Below are 15,785 nucleotides of genomic sequence, written 5' to 3'. Positions count from 1 at the left end.
TCACGCTGCGACGTGCAACCGGAGGCGATGCAGGTGTTCGTAAGCTTCGCGGCATTCATCGGCGACGCGAGCCGCGTCGCCTGAGAGCGTGACCTCGCGTGCCTGCGGAGCCTCGAAGCCCGTGGAATCCCAGACGTGCGCGTACCAGTAAGGCGCCCAGACGCCGTCGCTGTCGCGCGGGCCCTTGGGCCAATTCAGCATGCGTGGACTGAAAGCGATGCCCAGCCAGTCGCACAGCGCACACAGGTGCGCCTCCGGGGCGCGCAGGAAAGCTCCGGAGTCGATGATCGGCGGCGCTTGCCCTGCCTTGCGCAGCTCTTCGTACAGCGCGACCTGTTGTGGAAGGCCGATGTCCTCCGCGGTGACGGTCGCGCGGGATTTCACGTAGGACGCGACGACTTCGCGCGGATCGCGGATGAGCAGTACGTTGCGCAACTCGCTTATCCAGCCGTGCTCGATATGCGGCAGCAGGTGATGCGTCATGTGCTTCTGGTACCACACCGCCGCGCCGCCCGGCGCCGGACCGGTGAGCGTCGCGACGACCCTGCGCCAGTCGGTTTCGCCGGCGGCGATGACCTCGTCGCGAGCGGGGTGATCGAGCTGCGTATGCGCCAGATAATGCGCATACAGCGGTTCGTCGCTGACCACGCAGTCCTCGCGGTTCTCCCAGGCGCGCATCATCGCGGTGGAGATGTTGCGCGGACCGGACCACATCGCGATGCGAACCGGCCCCTGCATCACGGGGCCTCTCTGCGTTGCGCCTGTGCGGCGATGTCGCGCGCAACGTGCCGGCGATACAACCCCTGCAGGCGCTCCACCATCGGGCCGCGCCCGTCGTGGATGCGCCGGCCATCGATCGTGTGCACGGGCACGACCCCGGCAAAGGTGCCGGTCACGAAGGCCTCGTCGGCGCCGTAGACATCGGTGAGACTGAAGGACTTCTCGAAGACCGGAATCCCGGCTTCACGGCAGATCGCGATCACGTTGCCGCGGGTGATGCCGCCCAAGCAATAATCGCCGGTGGAGGTCCACACCTCGCCCTTGCGCACGATGAAGAAGTGCGTGGAGTTGCAGGTGGCGACGAAGCCGTGCGGATCGAGCATCAGCGCCTCGTCGGCCCCGGCGGTGTAGGCCTGGATGCAGGCGGTGATGCAGTTGAGCTTGCTGTGCGAGTTGAGCTTGGGATCCTGCACGTCCGGATAGCCGCGGCGGACGTGTACGGTGAACAGCGAGATGCCGCGTTCGGCCGTTTCCTGCGACGCGCTCTTGTACTCGGGAATGATGACGATGGTCGCCGGTCCGACCGTCACCCGCGGATCCTGGTACGGCGTGCGCTTCACGCCACGGGTAACCATCAGCCGCACGTGCACGCCGTCCCCTTCCATGCCATTGGCCGCCAACGTCGCGTAGATCGCGTCGGTCAATTGCGCGCGGTCCAGGCCGATGTCGAGCAAGATCGCCTTCGCGCCTTCGTACAGCCGATCCAGATGCGCGTCGAGAAAGGCCGGATGCCCGTCTACGACGCGAAAGCCTTCCCACACGCCGTCGCCCAGGACGAAACCGCTGTCGAACACCGACACCGTCGCCTCGTTGCGGGGCCGCATCTGGCCGTTGATGTAGATGAGGATGCCGAGATTGCGCGGATCGTCGGCGGCGTGCTGCGTGCCTTGGGTCATGGGAACTCCCGGGTAGAAGATCAGACTCGGCCGCGCGCCTGCTGCCAGGGAGGCCGCAGGGCGCTGATTGCGGCGTAGACCGGACAGTCCTCGCGATGCGTGCCTGGCAGATAGCCCAGGCTCATCAGGAACTCGTTGGTGATCTCGCCGCCGGTGAAACGGAAAGTCTTCTTGAACAACTTCACCCAGCCCGCCTTGTCGCGCGCCTGGCCGTCCTCGATCACATGCGCGTCCAGCCATTGCGCGAAGCTGCCATGGGAATCGCGCAGCCTGCGGATTACCTGGGCGTTGTGGATCGCGGCGTCCACCTTCAGGCGATTGCGGATGATGCCGGTGTCGGCGAGCAGGCGTTCGCGGTCGCGCTCGCGATAGGCGGCGACCGTGTCGACGTCGAAACCGTCATAGGCGCGGCGGAAGCCGTCGCGCTTCTTCAGCATCGTCTCCCAGCTCAGCCCGGCCTGGTTGATCTCCAGGATCAGGCGCTCGAACAGCACGGCCTCGTCGCGGCTGGGAAAGCCGTACTCGCTGTCGTGGTACGGGCCGTGCAGCGGATGGCCGCGGGCGAAATCGCAATAGCCAGACATGTCACTGCGTCGCCGGCGTCGCGTACTGCGACAGGCCCAGCACGTCCAGGCCCTGCTCGAAGCGCACGTCGACCGGAATCTTCGCGTCCTTGAGCTTGGCCAGGTCCGCGGCGAGTTCCGGCTTGATTACGCCCATGCCGTCGGTCATGCGCTTGGCTTCGGCGTAGTCGCCATCGCCCTGCACGGTGAGCAGCTTGGCGCTGAGCGCATTCATCGCCGCGCGCATCTTCTCGAAGTCGACCCGGTAGCGGCCGTCGGCGTCGCGGCTGAAGGCGCCGGCATCGGCGAAATAATTGAAGCGCAGCATGTTGGCCTTGCCGTGCGCATCGGCCGCGCCGAAGCGTACCGAACGCAGGGTGCTGGCGAGGAAGGTGACGTAGTTGTCCATCAGCTTCGCCTTGTCCAGCTCGCCCTTCTGACTCAGCGCATCGATCATGTACAGGCCGAGGATGTCGGCCTTGCCTTCCTCGAAACTGGAGGAGTAGTCCTTCAGCGCCTCGTCGACCGTGCCCTTGCCGTCCAATGTCTTCTTGATGCCCAGGCCGTGCGCGACTTCATGGAACATCACGTCCTCGAAGAACGCGTCGAAGGTCACGTGCTGCAACTGGTCCTGCGCGATCAGCTGCTTGGCGATCGGGGTGAGGATGGCGTCGAACTTCGCCTGCATCACGTTCTCCAGCTGCAGGCGGCGCGTGCCCTTGGTCAGCTGCACTTCCTCGTCGTTGGGCAGGTTGATGGCGATGGTCTTGGCGCCGACGTTGGCGTCGCCGGCGTAGTACACGGCTGCGTACGCATTCAGGTCGGCCTTGGCGCCCGGCTTTTCCGCCTTGTATTTCGCATCCACCGGAAGGCCCCGCTGCAATTCGGGCAGATAGCCGGCGTAACGCGCGAGCTTCTTGCTCCATTCCACGTCCTTGACCAGCACCAGTCCTTCGTAAGCGGCCTTGTAGCCGAACAGCTGGTCTTCGTAGGTCTCGATCGGGCCGATGACGATGTCGACCGGATTGCTCTTCATGTCCATCCACGCCATGTCGCTGGGGCGGAAGTTGTCGCTCAGCAGCGCATCGGCGCGCATGCGCAGGTAATCGGCGAAGGTCTTGTCGGCGCTGAGTTCGGCCGCTTCCCGCAGCAGCGCCGCGGCGTGTTCGAGTTCCGCCTTGTACTCGACGTGATAGGGGACCGTGATCAGCTTCCCGGCGTCGTCGCGACGCAGCACGGTGTAGTTGGAGGTCTTGTCCGGCAGGGGGGCGGCCTCGAACTCTTCCTTGCTCATATCGATCGGGTAGAACGGACCACCCGGCGGACGCGGCTTGATGCCCGGGACGAAGGGCGTGTCCTCGTTCAGGCGGTCCCAGGGGCCGAAGTTGACGTTCACCAGCGCGCGCGTGGCCTCGTCGGGGGCCTGGGCGAGCAACGCGGCGCGGTCGCCGTTCCAGCTTTGTTTCCAGGCCAGCTCGTTCATGACATCGGCGGCCTGCACCAGCTTGGCGACCATGCGCCGGGTGTTGTCGTCGAGATGGGACAGATCGGCCTTGAGCGGCACCACTGCATAGTCGCCGGCATGGGCCTGTGCGTACGACTCGGCGGCCGGTTTGGCGGCTGCGGTGGGCCCGGCCGCGTCATGCGCCGGCTTGCAGGCACCCAGGGCCAGTGCAACCAGACAGCCAAGTGCGAGCGGACGAAGGTTCGATGCGGTCATGGGTAGGTGCGTATGGTCGGGAAGCCGCCATCCTACGCCTTGCGACCATAACGCCGGCAGCCGTCGCGACGTCGACACGCCACTGTCAACTGGCACGTCCCGGCCCGCGCGCTAGAATGCCTCCCATGCCCGTGATGCCTGAGCCCCTCACCAACCAGTTGCTGATTGCATTGCCGGCGCTGGCTGAAACCAATTTCTCGCGCAGCGTCGCGCTGATCTGCCAGCACGACGACGATGGCGCGATGGGTATCGTGGTCAATCGCCGCTCCGAGTACACGCTGGGCGAAGTGCTGGGACAGATGGGCGTCGAAGGCGGCACCGACTCGCTGCGCGCGCAACCGGTGCTGGCCGGTGGACCGGTGCATCCCGAACGCGGCTTCGTCCTCCACGACGGCGGCCCGCGCTGGGATTCCACGCTCGCGATCGCCGACTCGTTGTTCCTCACCACCTCGCGCGACATCCTCGAAGCGATGGCGCGCGGCGAAGGTCCGCAGAACGCGATCGTCGCCCTGGGTTGCGCCGGTTGGGGTTCGGGCCAGCTCGAGCACGAGCTCACCGAGAACGACTGGCTGACGGCGCCCGCGGATGCGGAGCTGCTGTTCGCCCTTCCACTGGAAGCGCGCTGGGTCGCCGCGGCCGGACGCATCGGCGTCGACTTCGCGCACCTGGCCGATTACGCCGGGCACGCATGAGCATCCGCAGCGACGGTACCGTGCTCGGCTTCGACGTCGGCGCACGTCGGATCGGTGTCGCCGTCGGCAGTGCGTTCGGTTCCAGCGCACGCGCACTGGCGGTGATCGATGTGCACGCGCACGGTCCGGACTGGCCTTCGATCGAACGGCTGTGCCGCGAATGGCGCCCCGACGGTTTCGTCGTCGGCGACCCGATGACGCTCGATGGCGGCGATCAGCCGGCGCGCGTGCGCGCGCACCGTTTTGCCCGCGAGCTGGTCGCGCGCTTCCGCTTGCCGACCGTGCTGGTGGACGAGCGCGCCAGTTCGATCGAGGCTGCACAACGCTTCGCCGGCGAACGCTCCGAAGGCCGCAAGCGGCGCCGCGACGCCGAAGCGCTGGACGCCGTGGCCGCTGCGGTCATCGTCGAACGCTGGCTGGCGGCGCCGCAGGATGCTGTCGAGATTTCCGCCGGCTGACGGCGTATCCCTTTCTTAATTCCCAAGTGCACCGATGAAGCATCTGCTGACGCTGGACAAGCTGCCGCGCGCCGAACTGGAAGCCCTGCTGGATCGCGCCCAGGCCTTCGCCGAGGGCGCACAGGCAGCCGACGCACTGCGTGGCGTGGCGGTGTGCACCTTGTTCTTCGAACCCTCGACGCGCACGCGCCTGAGCTTCCAGCTTGCGGCGCAGCGGCTCGGCGCGCACGTGCTGAGCTTCGACGCCTCGACCTCGTCGACGACCAAGGGCGAAACCGACCTGGATACGTTCCGCACGATCGAGGCGATGGGCGTGCGCGGCTTCGTCGTCCGCCACAAGGTGGACGGCGCCGTGGCCGCACTCGCCGAAGCGGCGAAGCCGGGCGTCGCGCTGCTCAACGCGGGCGACGGCCGCAGCGCGCATCCGACCCAGGGGCTGCTGGACATGCTGACTCTGAGGCAGGCGAAAGGGCGCGACTTCTCCCAGCGCAAGTTCCTCATCGTCGGCGACGTGAAGCACTCGCGCGTGGCGCGCTCGGATCTGCACGCGCTGCGCGCGCTGGGCGCTGGGGAGATTCGCGTGTGCGGACCTGCTTCCCTGCTGCCGGACGACGGCACTCTGCAAGGCTGCACGGTCACGCAGGATTTCGACGCGGCCTTGGAAGGCGTCGACGCCGTGATGATGCTGCGCATCCAACGCGAGCGCATGGAGGACGGTCTGATCGCATCGCTGGACGATTACCATCGCGACTACGGCCTCACCGCATCGCGTTTGCGCCATGCGGCGCCCGACGCCGTCGTCATGCATCCGGGTCCGATGAACCGCGGCGTGGAGATCACCGACGAAGTGGCCGACGGACCGCAGTCGCTGATCCTGCGCCAGGTCGCCAATGGGGTGAATGTGCGGATGGCGGTGTTGGAGGCGTTGCTGGCAGGCTAACTGCCCAGGACATCGGATTTGTCTTTTACTAGGGGAGGGGAAATGAAGCACGTCTTGATCGGCATGATGTTGTTGGCCGCATCGCTGCCAGTTACGGCACAGGAACAAGCGGCCGCCTTGGATCGGATCGAAGTGACCGGATCGCGGATCAGCTATCGCGACCTGCTCGAAACCCCCGCAATCGCGATCACCAAACCGGGCGACTATTTGTTGCAGGAATTCCGGCTCGAAAGCGACACGCGCGACAAGGCGGGACGCACGCGCGAGCTGCACGAGACGATCGCCAAGCTCATTTCCGCAGCAGGCAGTCGCTACGGCGTGCTGTTCGGCGATGCCTACCGCGTGACGCTGGACCGCGGCAATTATCGGGTCGCCCTCGAAGAAAACACCAAGCGTGCTGATACGAGCGGCGTCACTCTGCAGTTGCGTGCGGATCTGGGGGCCGACCCCAAGCAGGCCGATGCCATCGGGGCCGCCATGCAGAAATTTTTGCGTGAAGCGGCAACGGTTGGACGCACTGAGGTCCAGGTGGTCGGCGAGACTGCTTTGGGCATGGGTAAGCCGGAGCGCTACCGCTATGACCTGATCACAGCGATATCTCAGGATACGACGCAGGTCATGCAATCGTTGGGCTTGCAGTGCACGGTCGAGTTGGGCGGGCTCAACAGCCGCATCGAGTGGCAGCGCGTTTCCGCCGGCGAGCTGCTGCTGTATATCCCTTACACGATGACCATAAATGGTTGCGTAGGGCGCAAGCAATCGTAAAGCCGGTTCGAACTACTGCTTTGCGTCTGGTTGCGAACGACGCTGCGCAAACAGCCAAGGCCACAGTTCGGAAGTCGCGTATGTCGGGTCCCAAGCGTTGTGGTTGGCGTCGGGGAATTCTGTGTAACGCACGTCACCACCCGCCGCTTTCAGCGCCGCATAGGTGCGGCGATCGTCGTCGGGCGGTACGAGGTCGTCCTTCGCGCCGTGGAAGATCCACATCGGGATGTGATGCAACGCCTTCGCCAGCGTCCCATAGGGATCGGCGGAACCCGCAAGCGGTGTGACGAACAAGGTCGTGCGTTCTTCGCGCGGCGGCAGTAGTGCGCCGCAGATCGGCACGAGCGCGGCGAAGCGGTGCGGTTCGCGCAAGGCCAACTCCCACGTGCCGTAGCCGCCCATCGACAGGCCGGTCAGGTAGACGCGATCGCGGTCGCCATGGAATTCGTCCGTCGCGCGATCGAGCATGGCGAGCGCCATCGTGGCGGTGTCGCCGTTCCAGTCGCGATCGTCCGGGGCCTGGGGAAATACCACGATCGCTGGGAAATCGGCGCGGTGCGCGAGCACGTGCGGGCCCAGGCCGACGCGGACTGGCTTTTCGCCGTCGCTGCCGCGTTCGCCCGTGCCGTGCAGGAACAGGATCACCGGAGGGGTGCGGCCCGCGGCGGAAGTCGAGGGGACGAACACCTGATAGCGATGCGCGGTGCCCTGGAAGACGAGTTCGCGCTCAACGAATGTTCCCATGACGGGTTCCGATATCGGCGTCGCGCACGCGCCGGTCAGCGCGATCAGGCAAGTGGCGAAGAGGGCACGAAGCACGCGCATGCAGGCATTCCTCAATGCAGGAGGATCAGTGTCGCCAGGCCCAGGAAGCTCAGGAAGCCCATGACGTCGGTCACCGTGGTCAGGATGACGCCGCCGGCGAGCGCGGGATCGAAGCCCATGCGCTTGAGCGTCACCGGCACGAGCACGCCGGCCAGTGCGGCCATGAGCAGATTGATGGTGAGCGCGCTTGCGATCACCGCGGCCAGCGGCCACTCGCGGAACCAGAGGAACACGATGATGCCCAGAACCAGACCCAGCGCCAGGCCATTGAGCAGAGCGACGCGGATCTCCTTCCAGATCAGCTCTTGCACGTTGGTCGCGCCGAGTTGCCCCAGGGCGAGTCCGCGCACGCACAGTGCCAGCACCTGCGTGCCGGCATTGCCGCCCATGCCGGCGACGATGGGCATCAACACCGCCAGGGCGACGATGTGCGCGATCGTGCCCTGGAACAGTCCGACCACGGACGCGGCGAGGAACGCGGTGCCCAGGTTGATGCCCAGCCACACCAGGCGGCGCTTGGTCGCGCGCGGCACCGGCGAGAACAGGTCTTCGTCCTCGTTCAAGCCGGCCGCGCCGAGGGCCTGGTGCTCGGCCTGCTCGCGGATGATGTCGACCACGTCGTCGATGGTGATGCGACCCAGCAGGATGTTGGCGTCGTCGACGACGGGCGCGGAAATCCAGTCGTGGTCGGAGAACTGGCGCGCGACTTCGTCGGCGGATTCTTCCACGCCGATCGCGGGCTGTTCGTCGTCGACCAGTTGGTTGATCGGCGTGTTCGGCTCGTGCGTGAGCAGCGACTGCAGTGCGATGCGGCCGAGGTACTGGTGGCGGCGGCTGACCATGTACAGATGGTCGGTGTGTTCCGGCAGCTCGCCGCGCAGGCGCAGGTAACGCAGCACGACGTCGACGGTGGTGTCGGCGCGCACCGTCACCACGTCGGGGTTCATCAAACGGCCCGCGGTGTCCTCGTCGTAGGACAGCACCTGTTCCAGGCGCTCGCGGTTCTCGCGGTCCATCGACTTGAGCACTTCGTCGATGACGGTGTCCGGCAGGTCTTCGACCAGGTCGGCCAGGTCGTCGATGTCGAGGTCTTCGACCGCGGCGACGATTTCGTCCGGGTCCATTTCCGCCAGCAGGCTCTCGCGCACGTCTTCGCCGACGTGGACCAGCACCTCGCCGTCGTCTTCCGCATCGACCAGTCCCCACACGACCGTGCGCTTCGCCGGCGGCAGCGATTCCAGCAGATTGCCGATCTCGGCCGGCGACAGCGTGTTGACCAGGCGGCGCACAGGACCCAGACGCCCGGAGTCGAGCGCATCCGATAGCAGACGCAGCTGGCGCGCGGTCTTGTCGTGGCGGACGGCTTCGGCCATGCGGACTTCCAATGGCGAGGTCGGGCCACGAGGGCGCGACAGGGGTGCTGGTCAGAGCTTCATGGCGCCATTATGACGGCGCGGCCCGACGCTGCCCACCCCAAGGCGGCAAATTGTCCGCAGCGCTGCCTCGTCACGCGGACAGGCGATGCGATTCGACCCAGGCCTCGATGCCGGAACGGTCGCGCGCTCGCATCAACAGGGGCAATCGCCCGCGCAGCGCGGTCAGGTCCGAACCGCGGATGACGCGGCGCACCTCCAGCAGCGTGTTCGGATGCAGGCTGAACTCGGTGAGGCCCAGCGCCAGCAGCAATGGGGCGTAGAGCGGATCGCCGGCCATTTCGCCGCACACCGCGATCGGCTTGTGACGCAGCCGGGCCAGCCGGATCACGTCGCGCAACAGCCGTAGCACCGCCGGATGCAGCGGTGTGTAGAGGCCGGCCAGGGCATCGTTGTTGCGGTCGACGGCGAGCAGGTACTGCACCAGGTCGTTGGTGCCGATGGACAGGAAGTCGACGCTGCCGATGAAGCCGGGCAGGGCGAGCGCCGCAGCCGGCACTTCGATCATCGCGCCCAGCGGAACGTGATCGGCGATCTCGTGCCCCTGGGTGCGCAGTTCGCGCGCGATGCGCTTGAGCTGGGAACGGACTTCGCGGATCTCCTCGCGCGAGGTCACCATCGGCACGAGAATCCGCAGCGGGCCGTAGCCGGAGGCGCGCAGCAGCGCCCGCAATTGCGTCTCCAGCAGTGACATGCGCGCAAGCGAGAGCCGCACGCCGCGCAGGCCCAGCGCCGGATTGGGCTCGTCGCGCAGCGCCAGCCCGGTGCGGTCGGCCTTGTCGGCGCCGAGGTCGAGCGTGCGGATGGTCACCGGACGCCCGCTCATGCCAAGCACGACGTCGCGGTACGCGCGGAACTGTTCTTCTTCGTCCGGCAGCTCCTGGCGCTGCAGGAACAGGAACTCGGTGCGATACAGGCCGATGCCGGTCGCGCCCAGCGCATGTGCTTCGGCTACGTCTTCGCGGGACTCGGCGTTGGCGTAGAGATTGATGTCGACGCCATCGACGGTGCGCGTGGGTTCGCGCCGCAGGCGGTGCAGTTCCTTGCGTTCGCGGATGTATTCGCGTTCGCGCGTGCGATGCGCGCGCAGGTCCTGCGGGCCGGGTTCGACGATCACCAGGCCGCTGCCGCCGTCGACCACCAGCGCATCGCCGTCGTTGATCTTCAGCAGCGCGCCGGGGACGCCGACGACCAAGGGCAGGTGCAGGCTGCGCGCGAGGATCGCGCTGTGCGAAAGCGCGCTGCCGACGGCGGTGATGATGGCGACGACACCCTGGGCCTGCAGTTGCGCCAGCTCGGCCGGGGCAACGTTGTCGGTGATGAGGATTTCGCCGGCCACGCCTTCGGTGCCGTTGTCGCGGCTATGCAGCGCGGCGTGGATGCGGCCGACCACCTGGTCGATGTCGTCGATGCGGCTGCGCAGGTACGGATCGTCCATGCCGGCGAAGACGGCGGCGATGCGATCGCGCTGCAGGCGCAGGGCGTAGTCGGCGGTGTAGCGACCGGTGCGGATCAGCGTGTCCAGGCCCTGCAGCAGTTCCGGGTCGTCCAGCAGCAGCGCGTGCAGATCGAGGAACTCGCCGATCTCGTGCGCCAGCGCACCGTGCAGGCGTTGGCGCAGCGCGTGCATTTCGACACGGACGGTATCGATCGCGCGCTGCAGGCGCGCGCGCTCCGATTCGACCTGCGACTGCGGAATGTGCTCTTCGGCGACTTCCAGCGCGTGCGGAAGGCGGACGCGGGCGCGGCCGAGCGCGCTACCGCGCGATGCGCCCAGGCCCTTGAATTCCTGCCTCATGCGTCCTCGTCGAAGCGGCGCTCGAACAGTGCGCACACCGCTTCGACGGTGGCGGCCTCGTCCTCGCCTTCGCAGCGCAGCTTGACCTGCGTGCCTTGCCCGGCGGCAAGCAGCATGACGCCCATGATGCTCTTGGCGTTGACCTCGCGGCCCTTGGCCATGAGCGTGGTGGTACTGCGATAGGCCGACAGCAATTGCACGAGCTTGGCGGTGGCGCGTGCGTGCAGGCCCAGGCGATTGCTGACGGTGAGTTCGCGTTCGATCATCGTCTCAGGCCTCATCCAGTGGTACGTGCTTCATCCGATTAGTTGTTTGCCCTGTCCTTCCGCCGGCGCCGTCCTCATGCCTCGTCGATGATCACGCCATTGCGCGCACCGGCGGCGGCGACGGCAGGCAGCTCGTCCAGGTCCTGCTCGGCGTAGTTCATCACCCGCAGCAGCATGGGCAGGCTCAGCGCCGAGACGCGGCGTACGGGCGTCCCCAGCCGGGCGACCTTGGCCGCCAGGTTGCTGGGCGTCGCGCCGTACAGGTCGGTCAGCACCAGTACGCCCTGGCCACCGTCAACGCGCCGTAGTGCGGCGCTGGCGAGCGGGAGCAGGGCGTCGGGGTCGCCGTCGAACGGCACTTCGAGCACCTCGGTCCGCAGCGGCAGCGTGCGCAGCAGCCGGGTGGCCACCGCCAGGATGGCCGAGCCGATACCTTCGTGGGTGATGAGCAGGATGCCGACGGACATGCCTGCAACTTAACAGAGCCGGGTTACGGTCCGGAAGCGTCCGGATGGACGGCTTTGTTGCAGGGCAGGGAGGTACTCAGTCCAGCTCGCGGTGGTGCACCGCCACTTCCCCCCACCCGCTCTGGCGCGCGTGCTCGGCGAGGCGCTCGGCCAGATAGACCGAACGATGCCGGCCGCCGGTGCAGCCGAAGGCGACCGTGATGTAGCTGCGCGAGCCTTCGGACTTCAGCTTCGGCAGCCAGGTGTCGAGGAAGTCGGACACCTGGCGGACGAACAGGGCCACGTCCGGATCCGCTTCGAGGTAATCGCGCACGCCGGCATCGCGGCCGGAGAGCGGACGCAGCACCGGGTCCCAATGCGGATTGGGCAGCGCCCGCGCGTCGAGGACGAAATCCGCATCGCTGGGCACGCCGCGCCGGTACGCGAACGACTCGAACAGCAACGACACGCTCGCATCGCCGCCGATGCCGAACTCGGTAATGACGTGGCGACGCAGCTTGTGGACGTTCATTTCGCTGGTATCCACGATCGCGTCGGCGATCTGCCGCAGCGGGCGCAGCACCTGGCGTTCGAGCGAAATGGCGTCGACCAGCGGCAAGCCGAGTGTGCTCAACGGATGTCGGCGGCGCGTGTCCGCATAGCGCTTGAGCAGGACCTCGTCGCTGGCGTCGAAGAACACCAGCTTCGGATCGAGTCCGAGCGAACCGACCGCGGACAGCCACTCGGGCAGGTTGGCGAGATCGCGGCGATTGCGCACGTCGATGCCGACCGCGAGCTTGGGCGGCGCGTTGCTTTCGCCGGTCACGCTCTGCACGAACTGCGGCAGCAGCTCCGCCGGCAGATTGTCGACGCAATAGAAGTCCAGGTCCTCGAGCGTGTTGAGCGCCACCGACTTGCCGGAGCCGGACATGCCGCTGACGATGATGAGGACGGGGGCGTTCGAGCTGGTCACGGTGTGTGCTCGCGAGGCGAATAGAAGAGTGAGTGGAGTCGCGCGGCTTATTCGGCGCGTTCGAGGAAATGGCTGTGGCGCGCCATGAACGCCGCGGCCGGATCCACGCCCTTGGCGCGAAGGATGTGGGTGCGCGTCGCGGCTTCGGTCAGCACGGCCAGGTTGCGGCCCGGCATCACCGGCAGGGTGATCATCGGTACGTCAAGGTCGAGTACGCGACGCGAACCCAGGTCGCCCGTCAGGCGTTCCATTCCGCCGGGCTGCGGCTCCAGCGCCGGCTTGGTCAGGTGCACGATCAGGCGCAGGTACTTGTTCTTCTTCACCGACGTGTCGCCGAACATCTGCCGCACGTTGAGCACGCCCAGGCCGCGCACCTCGAGCAGGTCCTGGAGCAGGTCGGGGCAGGTGCCGTCGAGCACGTCGGGCGCGATCTGGGTGAATTCGGGCGCGTCGTCCGCGACGAGGCGATGCCCGCGGGTCACCAGTTCCAAGGCGAGTTCGCTCTTGCCGGCGCCGGACTCGCCGGTGATCAGCACGCCGATGGAATAGATCTCCATGAAGACCCCATGCAGCGTGATGCGCGGCGCGAGCTTGCGGGCGAGGTGGTATTGCAGATGGTTGAACAGCTCGTGGCCGCGTCGTGGCGAAACCCACAGCGGCGTGTCGCTTTCTTCGGCGAGGCGGCGCAGGTCTTCCGGACAGGCCTGGTTCTTGCTGATGACCAGGGCCAGTGGCTTGAAGTCGATCATCTTCACGATCGTGTCCCAGCGCAGGCGCGAGTCGAGCGCGTCGAGCCAGGCCAGTTCCTCGCTGCCGAGGATCTGCACCTTGTTGGGATAGATGATGTTGAGGTAGCCCGCCAGCGAGGGACGGCGCGCGACGGTATCCACCGCTTCGAGCACGCGCTGGCCGCCCACGCGTTCGCCGGCGAGCCAGCGCAGGCCCAGCTTGTCGCGTTGCTGTTCGAAAAGCTGCGCTGCGCTGATGCTCAGGTTCATGCCGTGCTCCGCCGGGGCTCCGGGCGAATGGTAGCCGGAACGCGGCGGCGCCTGCGGAGTGCAGACAGCAAACGGGGACGGAACCTCTCGGTCCGTCCCCGTCGTGGTGTCATGGCATCCAAGCGGGTGAAGCGACGGCGCGTCCTTGACGCCAAGCCGGATCGCTCCAGGCGATGGTTATGCGTAATCGCCGTTGCGGGCGAGGCTTTCGCCGCGATGATGGTCGACGATCTTCTCCTTGTGCTTCATCAGCAAGCGATCGAGCTTGTCGGCGAGCAAGTCGATCGCTGCGTACATATCGATCGCGGCTGCGTCGGCATGCAGGACGCGGCCGGATACGGTCACGGTGGCTTCGGCCTTGTGCGAGGGCTTGTCCAGGCTCAGCTGAGTGCGCACGTCGAAGGGCTGGTCGAAATGGCGCTTCAGTCGCGAAAGTTTGGTTTCGACGTAGTCTCGCAGCGCGCTGGTGACTTCGATCTGCTGGCCATGGGTTTCGATACGCATGCTTGACCTCCTGACGTCGCTGGCTACGGATGACCCCATTCAACGCCTGTTTCGCGCGAATGGCAATGCGACGTAAGGAGTGGGCCAAGGAGGCCGAAGAATTTCGTTATCCCGCCAACATAAGCACGCTGAAATGCGGGTTCAAGCGTTTCGTGGCGCGCCCGACGAATGGCGGCCCGAACTGTGAAAGCGGTATGGGAAAACTCTCAAATCCGCACGCGATCCTGCGAGGAAGGGATGCTCATCGCCTCGCGGTACTTGGCGACCGTTCGTCGGGCGACCGGTACGCCGGTGGCCTTCAGCGTTTCGGCCAGGCGCGCGTCGGACAGCGGCTTGCGCGGATTCTCGGCGTCGATCAGCTGGCGGATCATGGCCTGGATGGCCGTGCTGGAGGCCTCGCCGCCGGTGCCGGTTTCGATGCCGGAAGCAAAGAAGGAGCGCAGCGGAATCGTGCCGCGCGGCGTGCGTGCGTACTTGCGCGCGACCGCGCGCGAGACGGTGGATTCGTGCAGGCCGATTTCCGCGGCCACTTCGCGCAGCGTCAACGGACGCAATGCGCTGTCGCCGAATTCGAGGAACGCGGCTTGTTGCTGCAGCAGGCACCGCATCACCTTGAGCAGGGTTTCGCCGCGCGCTTCCAGACTCTTGAGCAGCCAGCGCGCTTCCTGCAGATGGCCGCGCAGATAATGCGCGTCCGAGGCGTTCGCATGCCGGATCATGCGCTCGTAGCCGCGATGGATGCTGATGCGCGGACGCATGCTTTCGGCCAGGGCTACGCGCCACAGGCCGTGCTGGCGCCAGATCACCACGTCGGGCGCCACGTAGGTGTCGTTGCCGATGCCGCCGACTTGCAGGCCCGGCTTGGGATCGAGCGAACGCAGCAACTGCACCGCGGTTTCGACCAGGTGCACGTCGAGCTTCAATTCGTGGGCGATGCCGGCGGCGCCCACTTTGGGCAGGCGTTCGAGCGGTCCGTTCGCCAACTGGTGCGCAAGCGCCTTGCCCGGCGTGTCGTCGGGCAGCGTGGAAAGCTGCAGGCGCAGGCATTCACCGAGGGCGCGCGCACCCACGCCGACGGGATCGAAACGTTGCACCTGATGCAGCACGGTCAGGATTTCTTCCTGCTGCGCCTGGACATCCGCATCCAGCGTTTCCGCGATGGTGTCGAGCGATTCGCGCAGGTAGCCGTCGTCTTCGATCGCCTCGATGAGCGCGACCGCGATCATCCGGTCGCGCGCCGACAGTGGGCTGAGGTGCAGTTGCCACAGCAGATGATCCTGCAGTGTCTCGCCTTCGGCGACCTGCTCCGCGGCGGGTGTTTCGTCGTCGGCGTCGGCCGGGCCGGTGCGCTCGTACCAGGCCTCGCCGTCGCCGGGGCCCCAGTCCATCTCGCCGGGCGCCAGTGTTTCGGTTTCGTGGCCGTCGTCGTGCTTACCTCCGTCCGACGTTCCTTCGGCCTGGGCGCCGTCGCCGTTGGTGGCGGTGCTCGTTTCGTTCCAGTCGAGCAGCGGATTGCTCTCGACCGCTTCGGCGATTTCCACTTCCAGTTCGGCCGCGGACAACTGCAGCAGCCGGATGGCCTGCCGCAATTGCGGGGTCATCACCAACTGCTGTCCTAGCGTGGCCTGTAAGCGGGGCTTCATCAGGAATTCAAACGTAAACCGGTAGGACCGACGGCCGGTCCAAGAAGCGATCCCATCATGCACGCCCACGCGCGGGGCGTCGATG

The 15,785-nt window shown here is 66.6% G+C and carries 17 protein-coding genes; 4 read left to right on the top strand and 13 right to left on the bottom strand.

Annotated elements, in window-relative coordinates:
• The 4 genes from ACYVJ8_RS16085 to ACYVJ8_RS16070 are packed head-to-tail and all read right to left on the bottom strand — an operon-like array spanning position 1 to position 3,959.
• Positions 1-738 (bottom strand): sulfotransferase-like domain-containing protein, encoded by a 738-nt coding sequence (locus ACYVJ8_RS16085; protein WP_460714247.1) that lies wholly within the window; start codon positions 736-738, stop codon positions 1-3.
• Complete coding sequence (locus tag ACYVJ8_RS16080; RefSeq protein WP_460714245.1) at positions 738-1,676, bottom strand: aminotransferase class IV; 939 nt, start codon at positions 1,674-1,676, stop codon at positions 738-740. Before ACYVJ8_RS16080 ends, ACYVJ8_RS16085 begins: the two co-directional genes overlap by 1 nt.
• Positions 1,677-1,696: 20 nt before the next feature.
• A complete protein-coding gene (locus tag ACYVJ8_RS16075; RefSeq protein ID WP_460714243.1) occupies positions 1,697-2,260 on the bottom strand; it encodes a DNA-3-methyladenine glycosylase I in 564 nt (187 codons plus the stop codon).
• Position 2,261: 1 nt separating this feature from the next.
• On the bottom strand, positions 2,262-3,959 hold the full coding sequence (locus ACYVJ8_RS16070) for a dipeptidyl-peptidase 3 family protein (protein WP_460714241.1): 1,698 nt from the start codon (positions 3,957-3,959) through the stop codon (positions 2,262-2,264).
• Between the two features lie 125 nt (positions 3,960-4,084).
• On the opposite strand from ACYVJ8_RS16070, the gene ACYVJ8_RS16065 reads away from it, so the two are divergent.
• Genes ACYVJ8_RS16065 through ACYVJ8_RS16050 form a run of 4 tightly spaced genes read left to right on the top strand, consistent with a single transcriptional unit; the run spans position 4,085 to position 6,814 of the window.
• On the top strand, positions 4,085-4,651 hold the full coding sequence (locus ACYVJ8_RS16065) for a YqgE/AlgH family protein (protein ID WP_460714239.1): 567 nt from the start codon (positions 4,085-4,087) through the stop codon (positions 4,649-4,651).
• Positions 4,648-5,109 (top strand): Holliday junction resolvase RuvX, encoded by a 462-nt coding sequence (gene ruvX / locus ACYVJ8_RS16060; protein ID WP_460714237.1) that lies wholly within the window; start codon positions 4,648-4,650, stop codon positions 5,107-5,109. The genes ACYVJ8_RS16065 and ruvX overlap by 4 nt, the downstream gene beginning before the upstream one ends.
• A 34-nt stretch (positions 5,110-5,143) precedes the next feature.
• Entirely contained in the window at positions 5,144-6,049 is a 906-nt protein-coding gene (locus ACYVJ8_RS16055) for an aspartate carbamoyltransferase catalytic subunit (protein ID WP_460714235.1), read from the top strand.
• 42 nt (positions 6,050-6,091) lie between these two features.
• Positions 6,092-6,814: a hypothetical protein gene (locus tag ACYVJ8_RS16050; RefSeq protein WP_460714233.1), complete on the top strand. Its 723-nt coding sequence runs from the start codon at positions 6,092-6,094 to the stop codon at positions 6,812-6,814.
• 12 nt (positions 6,815-6,826) lie between these two features.
• Here the strand turns inward: ACYVJ8_RS16050 and ACYVJ8_RS16045 are convergent, their stop codons facing one another.
• The 9 genes from ACYVJ8_RS16045 to ACYVJ8_RS16005 form a co-directional block, all read right to left on the bottom strand.
• Entirely contained in the window at positions 6,827-7,639 is an 813-nt protein-coding gene (locus tag ACYVJ8_RS16045; protein ID WP_460714231.1) for a carboxylesterase family protein, read from the bottom strand.
• An 11-nt stretch (positions 7,640-7,650) separates the two neighbouring features.
• Positions 7,651-9,012 carry a magnesium transporter gene (gene mgtE / locus ACYVJ8_RS16040; protein ID WP_460714229.1) on the bottom strand — a complete coding sequence of 454 codons (1,362 nt, stop codon included), beginning with the start codon at positions 9,010-9,012 and terminating at the stop codon, positions 7,651-7,653.
• 133 nt (positions 9,013-9,145) lie between these two features.
• Positions 9,146-10,870, bottom strand: coding sequence for a phosphoenolpyruvate--protein phosphotransferase (ptsP, locus tag ACYVJ8_RS16035; RefSeq protein WP_460714228.1), 1,725 nt, complete (start codon positions 10,868-10,870; stop codon positions 9,146-9,148).
• Positions 10,867-11,136: an HPr family phosphocarrier protein gene (locus ACYVJ8_RS16030; RefSeq protein ID WP_460714226.1), complete on the bottom strand. Its 270-nt coding sequence runs from the start codon at positions 11,134-11,136 to the stop codon at positions 10,867-10,869. The genes ptsP and ACYVJ8_RS16030 overlap by 4 nt, the downstream gene beginning before the upstream one ends.
• Before the next feature lie 74 nt (positions 11,137-11,210).
• Positions 11,211-11,603: a PTS sugar transporter subunit IIA gene (locus ACYVJ8_RS16025; RefSeq protein ID WP_460714224.1), complete on the bottom strand. Its 393-nt coding sequence runs from the start codon at positions 11,601-11,603 to the stop codon at positions 11,211-11,213.
• Between the two features lie 76 nt (positions 11,604-11,679).
• Positions 11,680-12,555: an RNase adapter RapZ gene (rapZ, locus tag ACYVJ8_RS16020; protein ID WP_460714222.1), complete on the bottom strand. Its 876-nt coding sequence runs from the start codon at positions 12,553-12,555 to the stop codon at positions 11,680-11,682.
• Between the two features lie 47 nt (positions 12,556-12,602).
• The gene (gene hprK / locus ACYVJ8_RS16015) at positions 12,603-13,553 is read right to left on the bottom strand and encodes an HPr(Ser) kinase/phosphatase (RefSeq protein ID WP_460714220.1); all 951 of its coding nucleotides are present in this window, start codon (positions 13,551-13,553) and stop codon (positions 12,603-12,605) included.
• Positions 13,554-13,730: 177 nt separating this feature from the next.
• Positions 13,731-14,057 (bottom strand): ribosome hibernation-promoting factor, HPF/YfiA family, encoded by a 327-nt coding sequence (gene hpf, locus ACYVJ8_RS16010; RefSeq protein ID WP_460714218.1) that lies wholly within the window; start codon positions 14,055-14,057, stop codon positions 13,731-13,733.
• 206 nt (positions 14,058-14,263) lie between these two features.
• Positions 14,264-15,700 carry an RNA polymerase factor sigma-54 gene (locus tag ACYVJ8_RS16005; RefSeq protein WP_460714216.1) on the bottom strand — a complete coding sequence of 479 codons (1,437 nt, stop codon included), beginning with the start codon at positions 15,698-15,700 and terminating at the stop codon, positions 14,264-14,266.
• Positions 15,701-15,785 lie beyond the last annotated feature (85 nt).

It is taken from the genome of Lysobacter terrae, from assembly GCF_054782215.1.
Note: the sequence above shows the minus strand (reverse complement) of the source record. Positions and strands in the feature narration are given on the sequence as shown.